General features: G+C 68.1%; 15 protein-coding genes and 1 pseudogene. 7 read left to right on the forward strand and 9 right to left on the reverse strand.

Translation table 11 applies throughout. From position 1 onward, the window contains the following. Window positions 1-32: 32 nt before the first annotated feature. Window positions 33-1,100 (forward strand): hypothetical protein, encoded by a 1,068-nt coding sequence (locus ACQPW1_RS33510; RefSeq protein WP_433655970.1) that lies wholly within the window; start codon window positions 33-35, stop codon window positions 1,098-1,100. On the opposite strand, the gene ACQPW1_RS33515 is transcribed toward ACQPW1_RS33510, so the two are convergent. After that, window positions 1,097-6,835 carry a TIR domain-containing protein gene (locus tag ACQPW1_RS33515; RefSeq protein ID WP_433655972.1) on the reverse strand — a complete coding sequence of 1,913 codons (5,739 nt, stop codon included), beginning with the start codon at window positions 6,833-6,835 and terminating at the stop codon, window positions 1,097-1,099. The two genes, ACQPW1_RS33510 and ACQPW1_RS33515, sit on opposite strands and share 4 nt — an antisense overlap. Before the next feature lie 27 nt (window positions 6,836-6,862). Between ACQPW1_RS33515 and ACQPW1_RS33520 the strand changes: the two genes are divergently transcribed. Continuing rightward, a complete protein-coding gene (locus ACQPW1_RS33520; protein WP_433655973.1) occupies window positions 6,863-8,131 on the forward strand; it encodes an SLC13 family permease in 1,269 nt (422 codons plus the stop codon). A 25-nt stretch (window positions 8,132-8,156) separates the two neighbouring features. Continuing rightward, entirely contained in the window at window positions 8,157-8,666 is a 510-nt protein-coding gene (locus ACQPW1_RS33525; RefSeq protein ID WP_433655975.1) for a Clp protease N-terminal domain-containing protein, read from the forward strand. Here ACQPW1_RS33525 and ACQPW1_RS33530 read toward each other — a convergent pair whose 3' ends face one another. The 7 genes from ACQPW1_RS33530 to ACQPW1_RS33560 form a co-directional block, all read right to left on the reverse strand. Beyond that, window positions 8,667-9,524 carry an inositol monophosphatase family protein gene (locus ACQPW1_RS33530; protein WP_433655977.1) on the reverse strand — a complete coding sequence of 286 codons (858 nt, stop codon included), beginning with the start codon at window positions 9,522-9,524 and terminating at the stop codon, window positions 8,667-8,669. Continuing rightward, on the reverse strand, window positions 9,524-10,210 hold the full coding sequence (locus ACQPW1_RS33535; RefSeq protein WP_433655979.1) for a hypothetical protein: 687 nt from the start codon (window positions 10,208-10,210) through the stop codon (window positions 9,524-9,526). The genes ACQPW1_RS33530 and ACQPW1_RS33535 overlap by 1 nt, the downstream gene beginning before the upstream one ends. Next, window positions 10,210-11,100, reverse strand: coding sequence for a hypothetical protein (locus ACQPW1_RS33540; RefSeq protein ID WP_433655981.1), 891 nt, complete (start codon window positions 11,098-11,100; stop codon window positions 10,210-10,212). Before ACQPW1_RS33540 ends, ACQPW1_RS33535 begins: the two co-directional genes overlap by 1 nt. A gap of 352 nt (window positions 11,101-11,452) precedes the next feature. Next, complete coding sequence (locus ACQPW1_RS33545) at window positions 11,453-11,716, reverse strand: YciI family protein (protein WP_433655983.1); 264 nt, start codon at window positions 11,714-11,716, stop codon at window positions 11,453-11,455. Next, entirely contained in the window at window positions 11,713-12,219 is a 507-nt protein-coding gene (gene nusB, locus ACQPW1_RS33550) for a transcription antitermination factor NusB (protein WP_433655985.1), read from the reverse strand. Before nusB ends, ACQPW1_RS33545 begins: the two co-directional genes overlap by 4 nt. A 106-nt stretch (window positions 12,220-12,325) precedes the next feature. Then, on the reverse strand, window positions 12,326-12,889 hold the full coding sequence (efp, locus tag ACQPW1_RS33555; RefSeq protein ID WP_433655987.1) for an elongation factor P: 564 nt from the start codon (window positions 12,887-12,889) through the stop codon (window positions 12,326-12,328). Between the two features lie 47 nt (window positions 12,890-12,936). Continuing rightward, window positions 12,937-14,064 (reverse strand): M24 family metallopeptidase, encoded by a 1,128-nt coding sequence (locus tag ACQPW1_RS33560; RefSeq protein WP_433655989.1) that lies wholly within the window; start codon window positions 14,062-14,064, stop codon window positions 12,937-12,939. Window positions 14,065-14,297: 233 nt separating this feature from the next. On the opposite strand from ACQPW1_RS33560, the gene ACQPW1_RS33565 reads away from it, so the two are divergent. The 4 genes and pseudogenes from ACQPW1_RS33565 (at window position 14,298) to aroB (ending at window position 18,587) form a co-directional block, all read left to right on the forward strand. Beyond that, the gene (locus tag ACQPW1_RS33565) at window positions 14,298-14,765 is read left to right on the forward strand and encodes a prepilin peptidase (protein WP_433655990.1); all 468 of its coding nucleotides are present in this window, start codon (window positions 14,298-14,300) and stop codon (window positions 14,763-14,765) included. A gap of 377 nt (window positions 14,766-15,142) precedes the next feature. Beyond that, window positions 15,143-16,354 (forward strand): chorismate synthase, encoded by a 1,212-nt coding sequence (gene aroC / locus ACQPW1_RS33570; protein WP_433665404.1) that lies wholly within the window; start codon window positions 15,143-15,145, stop codon window positions 16,352-16,354. After that, window positions 16,351-16,869, forward strand: a pseudogene (locus ACQPW1_RS33575) (shikimate kinase); the annotation flags it as partial. The gene aroC and the pseudogene ACQPW1_RS33575, both read left to right, overlap by 4 nt. Before the next feature lie 599 nt (window positions 16,870-17,468). Continuing rightward, the gene (gene aroB / locus ACQPW1_RS33580; RefSeq protein ID WP_433655992.1) at window positions 17,469-18,587 is read left to right on the forward strand and encodes a 3-dehydroquinate synthase; all 1,119 of its coding nucleotides are present in this window, start codon (window positions 17,469-17,471) and stop codon (window positions 18,585-18,587) included. Window positions 18,588-18,606: 19 nt separating this feature from the next. Here the strand turns inward: aroB and ACQPW1_RS33585 are convergent, their stop codons facing one another. Next, on the reverse strand, window positions 18,607-19,017 hold the full coding sequence (locus ACQPW1_RS33585; protein WP_433655994.1) for a DUF6463 family protein: 411 nt from the start codon (window positions 19,015-19,017) through the stop codon (window positions 18,607-18,609). Window positions 19,018-19,170: the final 153 nt, after the last annotated feature.

Raw genomic sequence — 19,170 nt, forward strand, 5'->3', positions numbered from 1 at the left:
GGCTGGGCCCGTGGGGTGGAAAGTGAGCGCAGATGGGGCGTTTCTCAGCGCAGCTGCGAGCCAACCTCGAGTGGGTCAAGTCCAACGCGGAGAGCGTCGTCGCCGTGGCACTCGCGGTGACCATGAGCGTCCTGGGTCTCATCGACGTGATTCCCACCGAACTGGTCAGCAAAGTCATTCCGCTCACCCTCGGCGTCGTTGCGTACGCCGTGCTGCGCGACCGGTGGCGGCAGGAGTCGGTGAACGCCCAAATCCAGCAGACCATCACCGACATCGCGGGCACTTTGCGCGAGCTGCATGAGCGAGTCGCCAGCCTGGCACCGGTCGACGGCGTACTGGAACGGACCCAGCGGACCCTCGATGATCTGGCGGCGGTCCGTTTCGCGGTCGGCGCCGAGGTCTCGGAGGCACTGACGAAGGCGCGGGCAGGCACTGAACGCTGGACCTTCAAGGGCGGCACCGGCGCGCACACTCGAGTGGTCACCCTCCCCGACTGCCTCAAACAGGCCCACCACGAGGGCCGGGACTTCCACGCCCGCATCGAGATCCTCGATCCCACGGATCTCGATGTCTGCCAACGATATGCGGCGCTCTACCGAACCCTGGCCGAGGGCGAGAACGACGACGCGCTCACCTGGACCGGCAAGGGCACCCAAATCGAGCTGTACGCAACGATTCTCGCGGTCTGCTGGTACAAACAGCGACTGCGCCAGTTCCTCGATATCGAAATCGCGCTGACCTCCAGCATTTCCATGTTCCGCTGGGACATGTCCTCACGCTATCTGATCGTCACCCAACGCGGACCGCGCTTCCCTGCGCTGATCGTGCAGCGCGGCCAACCGTATTACGACTCGTGGCGGACCGAGTTGCAGACCAGCTTCAACGAATCCCGGCGCGTGCCGATCGAACGAGCGCCCCGCGTCCCCCTCGATCAGGAACCGACGCCCACGGAAGTGGGCACCTTGTTCGAGGTCCTCGGCCTCGAACTGCCCGGCGATTACGACGAGTCCGATATCCAGACGATCATCGAAAAGGCACTGCGCGACAGCAATCCGTTCCTCCGCGGCGCCGGAGACAACCTCGCTCGGGGCGCCTTCTAGAAGGGCGCATCCAACGGCAGCTGCCCGACCTCCGCCAAATACGGGTCCAGCTCCCCGGATTCGAACCGCGACATGCCGATCACATGCCAGAACTGGCCCGCCGTATTGCCTTCGAACTTGTACCGTCCGTCGGGCGCGAGAGCCGCCCACCCCTCCGGCAGTCCGAGCAGCTCCGCGCGAATCGTCGGCGCGGTCTCCACATCCGGGTAATCGCCGCCGGGCACGGTCCACAGGATCGTGTTGCCGTCATCACCACCGCTGGCCAGCAGCCGCCCGGACGGGTGGAAGGCCAGCGACCACACCTGCCGCTTGTGCCCCTCCATGGTGTGCAGATGACGACCGGTTGCCATGTCCCACAGGCGAACCACCAGATCCTCGCCTCCGGTGGCCAAGATCCCGCTGTGCGCGTCGACTGCAGCCGCCCACAGCCGTCCGGTGTGCCGGGTCAGCTCGTGCAGGCTGACGCCGGACTCGACGTCCCAGATGCGCACCGTCATGTCCCAGGAGACGCTGGCGAGCCGCTCGCCATGAAAGACCACCCCGTACACCCGATCCGAGTGGCCGGCCAGCTCACGCAGCAGCCTGCCGGATTCGACGTCCCACAGCCGCACCACGGAATCGTCACAGCCGGTGGCCATCAGGGTGCCGTCGGCGTTGAACGCGATGGACCGCACCCGCCCGTGATGTTCCGCGCACACCATGTGCAGCGCGCCGGTGGTCCGCGACCAGATGATCACCGTGTCATCGTCGTTCGCGGTGGCCACGTACTGATCGGTGGGGTCGAAGGCGATCGCCCAGACGGGCGCGGCCTCGACATTGATGTGCCGCTGGAACAGTCCGGTGTCGAGGTTGAGCAGGCTCAGCCTGCCGTCGTTGCCAACAACAGCGAGCTGTTGCGGCTGCTTCCGGCTGAACAGCGCGGATTCGAAGGTTACTAGGCGATCCTCGCTGCCGGCCAGACGCCGGATCTGCTTGACCGTCACCGGATCCCAGAGCCGCACCACCCCGTCGTTGCCACCGGCCGCCAACAGCGTGCCGTCAGCGTTGAAGGTCACCGACCTGACCTGTCGGCCGTGCCCGGTGAGCACGTGCCTGCACGCCCCCGTCGCGGGATCCCATAGCCGCGTGGTGAATTGGTCGTCGGTGACGGCGAGTTGCCCGCCGTCGGGCCGGAAGGCGAACGGCCAGATCGAACCGGTGTGCGCGGTGATCCGGTGCCGCAGTTCGGCGGTCGCGCTGTCGCGCAGGCAGAGCAGGCCCGCGCTGTCACCGGAGGCGAGCAGATCGCCACTCGGATCGAAGGCCACCCAGTAGAGGGCCGAGCTGTGATCGGACGGCGCGTGCTTCGACTGACCGGTCTCGACATCCCAGATGCGCAGTCCCCCATCGGTATCCCCGCTGGCCAGCAGCGGCAACCGGGGATGGAAGGCCAGCGTGTACACCCGCCCGGTGTGGCCGGGCAGTTGCCGAATCAACTCGCACCGCACCGGATCCCACAGCGCCACCATGCCGCGGACATCGCCGACCGCGAGCAGGTCACCCGCCGGATTGAACGCGATCCGGAACACCGATCCCGTCGCGCCGACGAATTCGCCACGCTCGCGCCCGGTTTCGACATCCCACAGCCGAACCACCCCGTTGCGGTACGCCGCCGCGATCACGCCGTCGTGAAAGGCCAAGCTGAAGATCAACTCTCGGCCACCGTCCGCGGGCACACACTCGTGCAGCAGGTCGCCGCTCGGCAGCGACCACAGCCGCAGCACCCCCTCGGCGTCGCCGGTGGCCAGCAGCTCACCCGTGCGGTTCAGCATGACGGGCCACGGCCATTGGCTGTGCCCGTGCAGGATTCGGCGCAGCTCGCCGGTGGTCACGTCCCAGATGCCGACGGTGCCGTCGCTGGACCCGCTGATCAGCACGGTGTCGGTGTAGGCGACCGCGAACGAGCGGTTGCGATGCCCTTGCAGCGTGCGTAATGGCAGGCCGGTCTCGGTGTCGCAGATCAGCACACCGCCGTCGTCGCTGCCGATGGCGAGGGTGCCGCCGTCCGGGCTGTAGGCCAGCGGCTGTGGGAGCCTGCCGTGCCGGGCGTGGAACCCGTGCCTGACTCCGATTGAGGCAGGGGCGAATTCGGTCCTGGCCACGGAGCCGGGCACCCAGGCCGCGCCATGTAGATCGGTGCCCGTCGGAGTGCCGATGACGTCGAGCAGTGCCGCCCGGTCCCAACGGCTGCCGGTACCGCGCGAACCGGTCAGATCCGTGCGGGCCAGCCGTGCCCTGGTGAAATCGGCGTCGGTCAGGTCCGCGCCGACCAGGCTCGCCTCGTCCAGGCGGGCACCGACCAGCCGAGCTCCGCGCAGTATTGCCCGATCCAGGTTCACGCCGACCAGTCGAGCTCCGGACAGATCCGCGCCGGTCAGGTCGACCTGCTGCATGTCGCGATACGAGAGGTCCTCGCCCACCAGGATCACGCCGCGCAGGTCGGCGGTCGGCGCGGTGCGCAGGCGGGTGGTCAGCCGAATCGCGTTGGTACGGGACACCTCATCGGCGGCCGGGTCGTCCAGCACGCCGTCAGCCCAGGTGCGCGCCATTCGGATATCGGCGAGATCGCACAGGAAGTCGATGGAGAGCTGGGACAGCTGGGTGTGCCCGAGTTGCGGCGGTGCAGCCACACCGGCGGCGAACTGCTCGGCAATGTGGTTCGCGACAAGCCATTCCGGCACCGACGAGTGGATGAACCCGAACAGGTTGTCCTCGGTCCGCACCAACAGGCTGCCGGAACCGATGGCGTGCGCGGACTGCTGCACCGACATCCGGTTGGCGCCGGTCATCTCCACGAGACTCTGTGCCACCTCGGTCAATTCGGCCAACCGCAGATACGGCTCGCCGGTCTCCCAGATGCGCAACGCGAATTCGGTGACGGCGAGCCACAATTCGTGCAACCCGAGGCCGGGCAGCGAGCCCGCGGTCGCGGCAGTGCGGTCCGTCTCGTAGGACAGCCAGGATTCGAGGATCTCCCGATACAGTCCGGCCGCGCCGACGGCCTGTTGCGCGCCCGCCGCGGCCCGCAGCCGCCGCTCGTCCAGATCGGCGATGAAGCTGAGCATGCGCGGATTCTGGGCCAGGCCGAGCAGATCCTCGATGCCGGTGATCAGCCGCATCCTGGCGTCCGCGCGCTGCACGTCGCCGCCGTAGCGGTTGGTGAGGAAGGCGTGCACCTGCGCGGGCGCGAAGTCCTCGATATTGAGGATCTGCCGGTCCTGGAGCAGCCCGACCCGCTCCCCCAGCGCGGTCAGCACCTGGGCGCGTGACTCGAAATGCTGAGTGCGGCTGGCCACCACGATCTTCGCCTTGCCGACGGCGGCCTGCAGCAGGGTCTCCAGATGGTCGGCGGCGAACTCGTAGCTGATCCGGGTGACGAGTTCGTCGAAGCCGTCGAACAGCAGCACCACGCGGCCCTCGCGGAGCATGTAGCGCAACGCTTTCAGGTCGATCCGGTCCTCGCCGTGATTGGCCAGGTGCGCGGCGACCAGGGCGTCCACCGAGTGTGTCTTGTCCAGGGTGCGCAGGTCGATGAGGATCGGGATCAGCACGGGCATGGTTTCGGTGATGCGGCGGGCCAATTCGTGCAGCGCGAAGGTCTTGCCTCGCCCGAAATCGCCGAGTACCAGCACGAATCGGCCGTGATCGGCGGCGACCAGGCGCAGCAGTTCGGCGACGAGATCGTCGTGCACCAGTTGATCGCCGTGTTCGAGCGCCCGGAAACGTTGCGGCACATAGAGATCCGGCGGATAGCGGCGATCGGTGCGCAGTCGGTCCACCTGCTGGGCGAGATAGTCCTCCAGATCCAGCAGGCCCTGGAATTCGGTGAAGCTGCGCACCCGCAGGCCGTGACTCGCGGCCTCGTCGCGCAGCGAACGCGGCGGCGGCGCACCGCGATACACCAGTTCGGAGCCGTATTCCGGGTCGTTGCCGAGGAATTCCTCGACCACCTGCCTGGTCATGTCGCCGACGTGCACGCCGACCCGCCACTGCGCGGTGACGTCGTCGCGCTGATGGGTGATGAACAGATGCGGCGGGTCGGTCTCGACGCGGCGAATCCTGGCCTCCGGGTAGCGCGTTTCGCACACCTCGGCCACCCGCTCCAGCAGCCTGCCGTGCGGATCGACGATGGCCGGGGCTTCGGTGGCGGGTTCGTCGGGGCCGGTGAGCTCCGGCAGCGTGTTCGAGGCAAGTGCCGCAACAGCATTGGCCCACGGCGATTCCAGGCGCGCCGTGGGATCCGCGGAATGTGCTGCGGTGGCCGAGTATCGGGCGAGGCCCTCGGTGGTCAGGTGGATGATCTCGTCGCGGCCCGCCGCCCCGGCGGGGATGACGGGCAGCCTGCCGTCCAGCCGATCCAGGTGCGGCCCACCGGGTCCCGGGCCGTGCAGCAGCAGGTTCAGTCGGCCACCGAGCAGCCGGGACAGTGTGTCCGCGTCGCGCAGCAGGGCAGGATCGCGCGGCGAGGCGGCCGGTCCGGGCAGCGGATCGTGCCGGACCACGCCCAACCGCAGCCAGCCGTTCTCCTCGAACGGTCGCAGGCGCTCGGCGAACCAGGCAGCCTGCGGTTCGCCGATCCGGCCGTAGTCGTCGTCGGGCAGGTGGGTCGCGGCCATGGTCGAGTTCAAACCCGCTACCACCACCCGCAATTCGGGGATCGGGAACAACGTCCACGGTTGACCGACGTCGAACACCAGATGGTCGAGGCCTTGATACAGCTCGGCGAACAGCCGCGCGTACTGCTCGAGCTTCGGGAAGTACGGCGGCTGCGGTTTACGTTCGCGCGCTTCACAATTCAGGAAGTAGGCGTGACACGCGACCTTGGAGACATCGTGGTTGCCGGGGACCACGATCAGCCGGTCCGGTTCGAGTCCGAGCAGCACCCGCAGTCCGGTCAGGAAGGTGAGCGCCTCGTCGACCTCGCGTGGGCGGCCGGATTCGGTGAGATCGCCGGTCACCACGATCATGTCGGGTTTCGGCACGCCCTGGTCGACCAGCTGGGTCACATTCGCGTAGATGCGCGACTGTAGTTCGCGAGCGGTGCTCGGCTCATCCTGCGCGAACAGTCCGCGGCCGAAGCGGGGGCCCGCCACGTGCAGCACGCTGACGCCGGAGCGGTGCTCGTCGCGGTGCGTGCCACCCGGAAAGGCCGGGGCCGCAACGGGAGTGCGCCTGTTCAGCGGGGACTCGACGGGACCCGCGTCCTCGTCGGCGTAGCGGTCCGGTAGCGCGCCGGTCCCGATTTCGTTCGGGAATCGTGGTTCGGACTGCGGTTTCCCCCGGCCCGCGAGCAGGTGCCGCACCCGCTCCATCAGGATCCGCCGCGCCTCCTCGTCGGTCGGCACGTTCACCAGGTCGATGTAGGTGAGGGTGGCGAGCAGGCCCTCCAGCGCGCAGTCGGCGACGCGGATCGGCAGCAGCTTGCCGGGGTCGGTGCGGAAGGCGGCCTGCCATTCCATTGTCCCGTAACGCGATTCGAGGTAGTTGTCGGAGAGCACCGCGAGCACGACGGTCGAATCGCGCACGCCGCGATCCATGAAGTCGATGAAGTTGGTGCCCGGCACGAAATCCCAGGCCTGGATCAGGGTGCGATAACCGTAACTTTCCAGCTGCCAGGCGAGCCAGGTGGCCCACCGCTCATCCGCTGGGGAGTAACTGATGAAGAAGTCCCGCGCCCGCCCGCCCTGCTGTGTCACGCACCCAGTATGGCCTAGGCCAATAGCATGGCAGTCGTGCCCGAACAGGTCGACTCCCCCGAGCGGAACTCTCCGTCGAGCGCCACGGCGGCGGACAAACGCCCCCGTTGGGGCTTGAGCGTGCTGGACTGGGTCCGGATCGGGCTGTTGCTCGCCGGACTGTTGTGCGTGCTCACCGGGCTGCTGCCGCGGGACGAGGCCGCCGACAACATGCGCAGGATCGGCCCGCTGCTGCTGTTCCTCGGCAGCGTGATCGTGCTCGCCGAGCTCACCCGCCAGGCCAAGGTGTTCGACGTGATCGCGCACCGGCTGGCCATCCTCGGGCGAGGTTACTACCCGGCGCTGTTCGTGCTGTGCGTGGCGTTCGCGTCGGCCACCACGATCCTGTTGAACCTCGACACGACGGCCGTCCTGATCACCCCCGTCATGCTCGCGCTCGCCGTGCCTGCGCGGATCCCGCCGCTGCCGCTGGCCATGACCACCGTGTGGCTCGCCAATACCGCCAGCCTGCTGCTCCCGGTCTCCAACCTCACCAATCTGCTTGCCGCCGACCGGGTCGCGCTGACGGCGACCGGGTTCGCCGCGAAAATGTGGGCGCCCCAGCTAGTTTCGCTCGCGGCGACGATGCTGTGTCTCTGGCTGTGGTACTGGCGGCGCGGACGTCGCGACGCGGACCGCTACCTCCCGCCGGAGCCGATTCGTCCGGCGAACGCGAAGGAGCGGGTGCTGCTGTACACGACGGCGGGTGCCTGCCTGCTGTTCATCCTCGCGATCCCGTTCGTCGGCACCCGCATCGGCATCGCCGCGACCATCGCCGCCGCCATCGCGGTGCTCGCCTTCGCCGTCTTCGATCGCGCGTCGCTGCGGTTCTCGCTGATCCCTTGGCGGCTGCTGGTCTTCGTCGTCGGACTGTTCTTGGTGGTGCCTACCCTCGGCCGCCTCGGCCTGTCCGATCTGATGCACACGTTGATCGGGTCCGACTCCGGCGCTGCCGGAGCCTTCCGCGCGGCGGGGGCGGGTGCCACCCTCTCGAACATCGCCAACAATCTCCCCGCCTACACCGCGGGCGAGGCGGTCGTGCCGCCGGAAAACCACAACCAGCTGCTGGCATTGCTCATCGGCACCAATATCGGTCCGATCGTCACCCCGTGGGCCTCGCTGGCAACCCTGCTCTGCCTCGAGTTCTGCCGCACGCACAACGTTCGCGTCCCGATGCTGCGCTTCGTCCTGACCGGTCTCGGACTCGCCCTGATCGGCACTACCGGTGCTGTCGCGGCACTGCTTATCATCGGGTAAACGCAGTTTCGGAGGGGGAACTCCCATGGACAATGTCGACTTCACCGTGACGAATGTGTTCGACATCAGCGGGCGTGGCGTCGTGCTCGTCGCCGGAAGACTGGCCGCCGGCAACATCGAGGCAGGCGACATCCTGTACGACTCGGTCACCGGTGCGCGAGTAACGGTGGCGGGGTTGGAATTTCACGGCGGCCGCGAACCCGACGAGCACGTGCTGGTGGTGCCCGCCGACGAAGCCGACCGTGTCCGGATCGACCAGCACCTCACCGATCAACGGCCGGACGACGGGTTGACCCGGACCCCACGGCTGGTCCGCGTCCTCGACACCGCACCGGATATCGCCAAGGCACAGGGACACGACTACGTCGGTGTCGAGCACCTGATGCTCGCCATTCTGGCCGACCCACACGCGGTACCGACCCAACATCTGCGGAAGCTGGGCCTGGACCCGGAGAACATCGCTCAGACGTTGCAGGAATCGTTGCGCGAGATAGTCGACAGCACTTCAAACGAGCCGGATGAAGTGACTCCGTGATCAGCCAGGTAGACCGGTGACGACGACCTCCGCCGCAGACTTCACCAAAAGCGTGAGGTCGGAGATCATTTCGGAGCTGCCCGCGATGAAATCCACTTCCCCAGCGGGCAAATCGAGGCGCTCGTCGAGGGCGGTGCCATCGAAATCCGTTATGTGCATGCCGGATTCGCGGGCGAGGAGGGCGCCCGCGGGGAGGTCGATGAGCCCCGCTCGGTAACCGACGAAGCCATCGATGTCGCCGTTACTCAGCATCACCCAACACAGCAGCGGCGACCAGAGCTGAATCAGGCGGCGGGAGGCCGACTCCAGAGTGAGACGCAGCGCGCGAGCGGTGGGGTCAGCGCGGGTGACCGGGTAGCCCTGCAACCACGCGAGGACCGGAGCGGAGGCCGCGGGACGATGCGCCGGGTGCCACAGCGGGCCGTTCGGGCCGTGTGCGCCGCGGCCACGGATGGCGGTCCAGGTGCGGTCGGCGATCGGTTCGTGCACGACGCCGAGCACCGGTGTTCCGTTGTGGCACAGCGCGATACCGACGGTGCACACCGGCAGGCCGATGGCGATGTTGTTGGTGCCGTCGAGCGGGTCGATGACCCAGCACCACGCGTCGTCGGTGTTGTCGAGGACCCCGGATTCCTCGGCGAGGATGCCATGGTCGGGGAAGGCGCGGCGAATGTGGCGCAGGATGATGTCTTCGGCCAGGAAATCCAGGTCGGTGACCACGTCGCCGGTCGGGTCCTTGGCTCTGACGGTCAGCGCGTCGAGCAGGCCCGAGCGGATCGCGTGACCCGCCTCGACCGCGGCCGCGACGGCGACACCGGCCGCCAGGTCGAGGAGGGTGTCCGGGAGTACCTGGTTCATTACGTCGCCCGCTCGCATCGGTTCTCCAGTTGCTTCGGCAGGGGTTGCTCCTGCAGATGGGCGAGCACGGTGTGCGCCGCGCGCCGGGTTTCGTTGGGGGTGCACAGTGTTCGATGCACCCAGTGATCGGTGGTGGCAAGGGTGCCGAGCGACAGGTCGGGACGGCCGCGGTTGTCCTCGCCGAGGACGACGGTCGCCGCCTCGCCGTGCACGTCGGACACGTGGAACGCGCCGTGCGGCAACGTATATACCTCGCCCGTGTGGAAGTCTTCGCGGGAACGAGTCCGGTAGGTGACCAGTCGTTGCGTCGCGCGCACCAGGTCGCCGTCCGCGGCGCTTTGGATCTCGAACAGCCGATGAGTGGGATGCGCTGGAGCGCTGATGATTTCGATGATCTCGTTGCCGACTGTGCCGTACAGCACCGTGCTCAACAGGTCCCAGCTGTGCGCGTGCATCTTCGACGTGGTGGAGTCGGCGCGCACCCCCTCGGTCCAGACGTGCACGCAGATGCCGAGACCGTCACCGCGCCAAGCGGGAAAACACAAGAAGCCCAACGGATGTCGGACCGCGATCAGGTCGGAGCTGCCGTCCACGACACCCGCGAGCACGTCGCGGGCCCACCTTCGCACCGCGGCCCCGGTGGGATCAGAGCCGATCAGCGTGCGCAGGCGAGCATATTCGTTCACTAATACGGATTCCTCGGCTGGAGCGCGCGACGCACGATGTCGGCGACGTCGCGATCGGTGAACGCGGCCGGAAGTTCCAGGGAGAGAATCTGGAACAGGCTACGGACCTGGTCGACGGTCGGCTCGTCGGACAGCTGGAGTTCCTCGCTGCGGCTCAACGGAACCTGCCGGGTCTGCTTGAAACTGGCGACCAGTTCGCGGTTGAAGTCGCGGTAATGCGGCTTGTCCCGCTCGAACATCAGCGCCGGTGTGTTCGGATTGTCCTGGGTGACAATGACGCAACTGGACGACAGGTCCCAGCGGAACGTCGTCATCACCGTCGACAAGCCGACATCGATGGTCAGGAAGGTGAACCGCTGTCGATACCAGCAGGCGGCCAGCACGGTGGCAAACGCTTCCTTGCGGGTGCGCTCGGTCGTCCACAGTTCGCCGGTGCGATCGGCCTCGGGCGAGAGCGAGGAACGGTACTGGGCATAGGTCTTGCACAGCACTTCGTTGGTCGGGTCGAGGATCTCCAACTGCATGCGCAGCGGCCGCTGTTCGCGCCGCGCGTTCTCCACGCACTCACGCAGCGTCACCGCCCGGATGTAAGTTCCGGTGCCGCCCTTGAAGATCCACTGCTCGGTACCGCGTCTGGAAAGGGTGAGTGCGTGGCCGATCTCGGGACCTGACAGCAGCTGCACCGAATTCGCGTCGCGCATGGCCTTGGCCGACAGGTGCCGGTCCCGCAGCAGTGTGGTCGCGAGCAACGCGAGGACCAACAGCATCGCCGCGTTCACGTTGTCGACGGGAATTACGTCGATGACCGCCAGCAAGCCGACGGTCACGGCGAGCACCAGCGCGACGACACCGTCGACGTTGTTGCGCAACCAGATCAGCCACCGCGCCATGCAGCCCTCCCCTCATGTTCTCCCCAGGATAGAGGCAGCCATGCGCCGGACGCGAAGGAAACCAGAAGTCGTGCGCGCCAACGGCGCTGCTCGCGAACGTGGTTCAGCGCACATCCAGACGGCTTGACCTCGAGTGCGGTTGAGGAACCAGGATGGGAACCGGTCGTCGAGCAACCCCTCGACGGCAGCAGGCCCGGATGCCTCGGCATCCCGCTCCCGCCGGTCCCGTATACCCCCGGCGGGAGCGCAAGGGCCCGCAGACGAAACAGCCGCACACTTTCTGATGTCCCGCAGACCCAATCGCATGCGATTCGGTGTGCGCCACGTCAAGAGGTGCGCGGCTGCGTAGGGGTCAGTTCGGGGTGGTGGGTTCCCACTCGTAGACGGTGACTTCCGAGGAACCGGTGGTGTGCACCGGGTCGGCGAACGCGAGTTCCCTTGCGGCATCGAGGTTTTCGGCGGCGATGAAGTACGCCCCACCCGTGCCGTCGGTGAAGCGCGCGCTCTCGACCAGTTGTCCCTGCTCGCTCAGCTGCTTCAGGAAGACCTTGTGCGGCTCGATCACGGCCGGGTCGAAGCGCGGCGTGCGCATCGCCAGCACGAGGTACTTCTTCACGCGTCGGCTTCCGGGCGCGGCGCGCGGGTGGCGGCCGCGGCGGCGCGCACCTGCGGCGCGACCAGCACGACCTGGCCGAGCACGCCGTTCACGAACGACGGGGAGTCGTCGGTGGACAGCTCCTTGGCCAGCTCCACCGCCTCGTCCACCGCGACGACCGGCGGAACGTCGTTGGCGTGGAACAACTCCCACACCGCGATCCGCAGGATGGCGCGGTCGACGGCGGGCAGCCGGGACAGTTCCCAGTCCTTGAGGTAGGACTCGATGGTGCCGTCCACCCGATCGAGGTCGTCGGCGACGCCCTCGACCAGCGTGTGGGTGTAGGCGTGCACCGGCGCGACGGCCTGGTCGCGGGTGGCCAGTTCGACCCGCTCGTCGAGCAGGTCGGCCGGGTCCACGTCGCGTGCCTCTGCCTCGAAGAGCAGGTCGACGGCTCGGCGGCGGGCTTTGTGCCGCGTGCCGAGCTTCTTGAAGGACTTCTTGTCTACCGGCTGTTCAGCCACAGTCACCATTATCTCAGTCGCCGTTTCTAATGGCGGTAGCAGCGGGCCCTACGTGGTAACGCCGCGCTACCGCCTCCGGGCCTGACACTGCCATCGCGGGCAGCGATCAGGCGTTGACTCGGCCGAGGTAGCTGCCGTCACGCGAATCGATGCGCAGCTTGTCGCCGGTGTTGATGAACAGCGGGACCTGCACCTCGGCGCCGGTCTCCAGGGTGGCCGGCTTGGTGCCGCCGGTGGAGCGGTCGCCCTGCAGGCCGATGTCGGTGTGCTGCACCTGGAGCTCGACCGTGACCGGGAGCTCGACGTACAGCGGCGCGCCCTCGTGCGTGGCGACCTGCACGGTCATGTTCTCCAGCAGGAAGCGCGAGCCGGGGCCGATGGTGCCCTCGGAGATAGAGATCTGGTCGAAGGTGTCGCCGTCCATGAAGACGAAGTCCGAGCCGTCGTGGTACAGGTAGGTCATGTCGCGGCGGTCGACCGTCGCGGTCTCCACTTTGACGCCCGCGTTGAACGTCTTGTCGACGACCTTGCCGGACAGCACGTTCTTCAGCTTGGTCCGCACGAACGCGGGGCCCTTGCCCGGCTTGACGTGCTGGAATTCGATGATCTGCTGGAGCTGACCGTCGATTTTCAGCACAAGGCCGTTCTTGAAGTCGCTGGTGTCCGCCACTGTCCTCGGATCTCCTAGTTCGTAAACAACATGATGGTCAACCGACGTCATTCGACGACGGTCAGGTCTTTGCTGGTGTTGGTGAGCAACTCCGGGCCCCCTTCGCGCACCACGAGCGTGTCCTCGATCCGGACTCCGCCGCGGCCGGGAAAGTACACACCGGGTTCGACGGTCACCGCCACGCCAGCAAGAAGTGTACCGGTTCCGTTTTTCGCGATGCCCGGCGCTTCGTGGATCTGCAGTCCCACCCCGTGCCCGAGGCCGTGCACGAACAGTTTGCCGTGCCCGGCCGCCTCGATCACCGAGCGCGAGGCCGCGTCCACCTCGTCGACCTTGGCACCGGGTCGCAGCGCTTCCCGTCCGGCCCGCTGCGAGGCTTCGACCAGCGCGTATACCTCGCGTTGCCAGTCGCTAGGCTGGCCGAGGACGAGGGTGCGGGTCATGTCCGAGTGGTAGCCGCCGATCGTCGCGCCGAAGTCGAGCTTGACGAAATCGCCGGTGGCGAGGACCGCCTCGGTCGGCCGATGATGCGGGACAGCCGAATTCACGCCGGCCGCCACGATGGTCTCGAACGACACCGCGTCGGCGCCGTGCTCGAACATGGCCCATTCGAGGTCCCGGGCGACCTGCTTCTCGGTGCGGCCGGGACGTAGCAGGCCGCGCTCGAGCAGGGTGGCGAGTCCGGCGTCGCCCGCCGTGCAGGCCGCGCGGAGCTGTGCCACCTCATACGCGTCCTTGACCATGCGCAGCTGCTCGACCAGGCCGGGGGTGGCGACGAACTCGAGGCCGGTGCATTGCTCGACGAAGCCGCGGTGCTGGTCGACGGTGACGATGTGGCTCTCGTAGCCGATCCGGCCGAGCTGCCATTCCCCGGCCAGCTCGATGATCCGGCGGGCGGTGGCCCTGGCGATCTCGGCCCGCAGGTCCGGGACCTGCTCGGCGACCTGGGTGCGGTAGCGGCCGTCGGTGCCGATGACCGTGCGCTCTTCCGCGTCGCGCATGTCCCAGGAGTGCACGAGCAGCGCCGCGTTGGATCCGGTGAACCCGGTCAGGTACCGGAGATTCACCAGGTCGGTGACCAGCAGGGCGTCTACCCCGTTTTCCACCAGCAGGCTCCGCAGCGCGCCACGCCGCGCGGCGTAGTCGGGCTTATGGCCCACGTGATCAGCACACATGGTTCAAAGCTACCGCCGACACGCCGTATCTCCGCATGCAACACGTGTACTGGCCGCTGCCACTCCGCTGACCGGGCAGCGGCGATCTTGGTGTCCGACGCGGAATGCCGTTGGCGCTGGCCGAATTACGTACCGGACGGCATGCGGAGAGCAGTTGTTCACATGTCGGAAAGCTATCCACATTCCGGGCAAGCGGGGTTGTCTCGCGCCGCGATCGGACAAGAGTGGACGGCATGCCGATCGTTGCCTTCGCCGCCCTCCTCGCGTGGTGTGTTGTGTTGAGCGTCATCGATTTTCGACACCGGCGGCTACCGAATCTGCTGACCGGATGGGGTGCCGTCGCGGTGTTCGCGTACGCGCTGTCCACAAGTCGATACACAGCCGCGTTGGTCGGTGCCGTACTACTCGCAGTGCCATACCTGCTGGTGCACCTGGTTCTCCCCGCGGCGTTCGGTGCCGGAGATGTGAAGCTTGCCGTCGGGTTGGGCGCAGCAGCGGCCCTCGGAGGTGGGCAGGCCTGGGTCTGGGCGGCACTGGCCGCGCCTCTGCTCACCGCGTGCGCCGGAATCGCGGTGATCGCCCAGCATCGAATCCGAGCCCCCAACGACCAGCACGACGCGCCCCGCCGAATCGCGGTACCGCACGGGCCATCCATGTGTTTGGCAACTCTGTGTGCGCTGGCCATCGGGACCGCCGGATGATCGCGCCGCATCGAATCCGAGCGACCGGCGGCCCGCTCCGCCGACATCGACGGAACGCTGGGCCAGCCATGCGCCTGGCGACGGTATGTGCGCTAGGCCGCAGGGGCTGCCGGATGATCGCGCCGCACGAAGCCGCTATGCGCCTGTCGCGCGGTATGCGCGCTGGTTGTAGGGATTGCCGGATGAGTCGCGCGTGTGCCATCGCTGCGGGGCCCGACGCGCCCGCCCAGTGCGCGACGGGGCGCGCGTTCCGTCATCGTGGCGGGCCGCGCGCGGTACGCGGACGGGTGCGGGTGGGGGCGGGTGTGCCGAACGCGCCCGCTATCACTGCGGGCCGCTTGCCAGGGCGGCCGCGCCGACATGGGAAGATGGTGGGCGTGTTGCGCTGGATAACTGCCGGAGAATCCCACGGTCCCGCTCTCGTCACCATCCTCGAGGGGATGGTGGCTGGTGTCGAGGTCACGTCCGACGAGATCTCTGCGCAGTTAGCGCGGCGCAGGCTCGGGTACGGGCGCGGCGCCAGGATGAAGTTCGAGGCCGACAAGGTGACCGTCGTCGGCGGTGTCCGGCACGGCCGCACCATGGGCGGTCCGGTCGCCATCGAGATCGCCAACTCCGAATGGCCGAAGTGGACGACCGTCATGTCCGCCGACCCGGTCGACCCCGACGAGCTCGCCGAACTGGCCCGCAACGCCCCGCTCACCCGGCCGCGCCCCGGCCACGCCGACTACTCCGGCATGCTCAAGTACGGCTTCGACGACGCCCGCAACGTGCTGGAGCGCGCCAGCGCCCGGGAGACCGCGGCGCGCGTCGCCGCGGGCACCGTGGCACGGAACTTCCTGCGTCAGGCGTTCGGCGTCGAGGTCATCTCGCACGTCGTCTCGATCGGCACCGCACAGAACACCACCGGTGTCGTGCCGACCGCCGGCGATCTTGCTGCCATCGATGAGAGCCCGGTGCGCTCGTTCGACAAGGACGCCGAGGCCGCGATGATCGCGGAGATCGAAGCAGCCAAGAAGGACGGCGACACCCTCGGCGGCGTCGTCGAGGTGGTCATCGACGGACTTCCGGTCGGGCTCGGCTCGTTCACCAGCGGCGAGAACCGCCTCGACTCCCGACTCGCGGGCGCGCTCATGGGCATTCAAGCCATCAAGGGCGTCGAGGTCGGCGACGGCTTCGAGACCGCGCGCCGCCGCGGCAGCCAGGCGCACGACGAGATGCGGCCGGGCACCGACGGCGTGCTGCGCTCCACCAACCGGGCCGGCGGCCTGGAGGGTGGCATGACCAATGGCGAGGCACTGCGCGTGCGCGCCGCGATGAAGCCGATCTCGACGGTGCCGCGTGCCCTGGCGACCGTCGACATGACCACCGGCGAGGAAGCCGTCGCGATCCACCAGCGCTCGGACGTGTGTGCCGTGCCCGCCGCGGGCGTGGTCGCCGAATCCATGGTCGCGCTCGTTGTCGCGCAGGCCGCGCTGGAGAAGTTCGGTGGCGACTCGCTGGGCGAGACCCTGGAGAACATCACCAGCTACGTCAAGCGGATCAGCGACCGCCCGCATAACGCGCCCGCTGACGCCAGCACGCCATGATCGTGCAGACCGATCCGCGCGCGCCGCGCGTGGTGCTGGTCGGACCGCCGGGTGCGGGGAAAACGACGATCGGCCGCAAGCTCGCCAAGGAACTCGGCGTCGAGCTGTACGACACCGACGCGGGCATCGAACGCGAGACCGGTCGCACCATTCCCGAGATCTTCGCCACCGACGGCGAGCCCGAATTCCGCAAGATCGAGGAGCGGGTGGTGCGGCGCGCGATCCTCGCAGAGCGCGGCGTGGTCTCACTCGGCGGCGGTGCCGTGCTGTCCGAGGACACCAGGGCGCTGCTGCGCAACCGCACCGTCGTCTACCTGGAAATCAGTGTGGGCGAAGGACTCCGCCGCACGGGGGCCAGTACCAATCGGCCGCTGCTCAACGGTGCCGATCCCGCCGCCAAGTACCGCGAGCTGATGCGCAAGCGCCGCCCGCTCTATCGCGAGGTCGCCTCGGTCCGGGTGCGCACCGACGGTCGCAGCCCTGGTCGAGTCGTCAAAATGGTCCTAGCGAAACTCGGCGTCGAACCCGCCGATCCGGATATCGGAACGGATGCTGACTGCACGGATCTGCCCGAGACCACAACTGCGCCCGCCACCGCAGAGGACGAGAACACCGGAACCCCGCAGGGCAGCAGCCGATCTCGGGCCCGCCGCCGAGCGCGGGCACGTGCTGCCGCTCGTCGCGCAGCGGCCGCGCGGGAAGCGGAGGCATCCGGAGAGCCGCCGACGTCTACTCCGACAGGAAAGGCCGCCGCGAATGCGGGTGGCCGGAGCTGGCGCACGCGTCGTGCCGGGACCGCAGCCCAACCCGGCGAGCCCTCGGGGGCGGACGGCTCAACAGCTGGAGAGCCTGCGGCCGATGGAATCGCAGCTGCCAAGTCCCCCGACGGAGCCGCAACCGCCAAGTCTGCCGACGGTTCTGACTCGACCGGCCGAGGCTGGCGCGCTCGTCGCGCGGCCGCGCAAGACCAGACCGACGCGCCAACCCAGTCGGACGGCACGGAAGAACCCAGCAAGAACGCGCGATCCAGCGGGCGAGCCAGGCGCGCCCGTGCACGCCGCGCCCGCGTGCGCGCCCGCAAATCCCAAGAAGCACAAACAGAATCGGAGCAGACGTGACAGAGCCGAATCGTCTCGAAGTTCGTACCGCCGATCCGTATCCGGTGATCATCGGTCGCGGGTTGCTCGGTGAGCTCGTCGAGGCGGTCAACGGCGCGACGAAGGGCGTGCGGACGGTCGCGATCTTCCACCAGCCGCCGCTCGCCGAGACCGCCGAGGCGGTGCGGAAGGCGTTGGCCGACACCGGCATCGACGCGCACCGCATCGAGATCCCGGACGCCGAGGCGGGTAAGGAACTCGCCGTCGCCGGCTTCTGCTGGGAGGTGCTCGGCCGAATCGGCTTGACCCGCAACGATGTCGTGGTGAGCCTCGGCGGCGGCGCCGCGACCGACCTGGCCGGTTTCGTGGCCGCCACCTGGATGCGCGGCGTCCAGATCGTGCACGTGCCGACGACGCTGCTGGCCATGGTCGACGCGGCCGTCGGCGGCAAGACCGGCATCAACACCGAGGCGGGCAAGAACCTGGTCGGTTGCTTCCACGAGCCCGCCGCCGTGCTCGTCGACCTGGTCACGCTGGAAACGGTGCCACGCAACGAGATCGTGGCGGGCATGGCCGAGATCATCAAGGCCGGTTTCATCGCCGACCCGGTGATCCTGGACCTGATCGAGCGCGACCCAGCGGCCGCCCTCGACCCCACCGGCGACGTGCTGCCCGAGCTGATCCGGCGCGCGATCCAGGTGAAGGCCGACGTCGTCGCCGCCGACCTCAAGGAGGCCAGCCTCCGCGAGATCCTCAACTACGGTCACACCCTCGGCCACGCGATCGAGCGCCGCGAGCGCTACCGCTGGCGCCACGGCGCAGCGGTCTCCGTCGGCCTGGTGTTCGCCGCCGAACTCGGCCGCCTCGCGGGCCGCCTCGACGACGCCACCGCCGACCGCCATCGCGCCGTCCTGGAAAGCGTCGGCCTGCCGACGACTTACGACGCCGACGCCCTCCCCCAGCTCCTCGACACCATGCAAACGGACAAGAAGACACGTTCGGGCGTCCTGCGCTTCGTCGTGCTGGACGGCCTCGCCAAGCCCGGCCGCCTGGAGGGCCCCGATCCCACCCTCCTCGCCGCGGCCTACTCCGCGATCCTCCGCGAAGGCACGCCGAGCACCGGCATCCTGCTGTAGTCGACCCGCCCTGCTCCGGTCACAACTCGGTCCCTGATGCGGACTGTGTTGCGCCGGAGTGGGGCGCACGTCGAGCTCCGACCAACAGCAGAATGCTCGCGACCAGCGGGATCGGCCACGGCGTCGGCAGCAGCACGACGGCGCCGACGATGGTCCAGGCCCCCAGCGTCCACCCGATGAACTGCGGCGGCGTGATGCCGCGGCGGTCCAGCCACAGCACAATCAGGCCGACCAGTATCAGTGGTATGCCGAAGCTGTCCATCGACAACCACCACGCGCTGTTCGCCTGACTCATATCGGCGAAATCGTTCCCCCACAGTTCGCCGCTGAACCACGCCCCGAAGTGCCGCCACGCCTCCTCCACCGTCAGCGCGCTTATCGTGTGCGCGGCTCCGAAGAACACGATTAGCCAGCCAGCCCACTTGATCATGTGCATCCCCCTTGTCACGGCCACCGACCCGGTGGCTATCGGATCAGTACGGAGGGCTCAGTCGGCCGGAACCCAGAGGTCGTTCCGTTACCGTGCGCGCGACGCACTCTGCCTGCGGATGCCAGTTCGGCTCATGACAATGCCCCCCTTGAA

Source organism: Nocardia sp. CA-128927, assembly GCF_050955855.1.
Taxonomy (GTDB): domain Bacteria; phylum Actinomycetota; class Actinomycetes; order Mycobacteriales; family Mycobacteriaceae; genus Nocardia.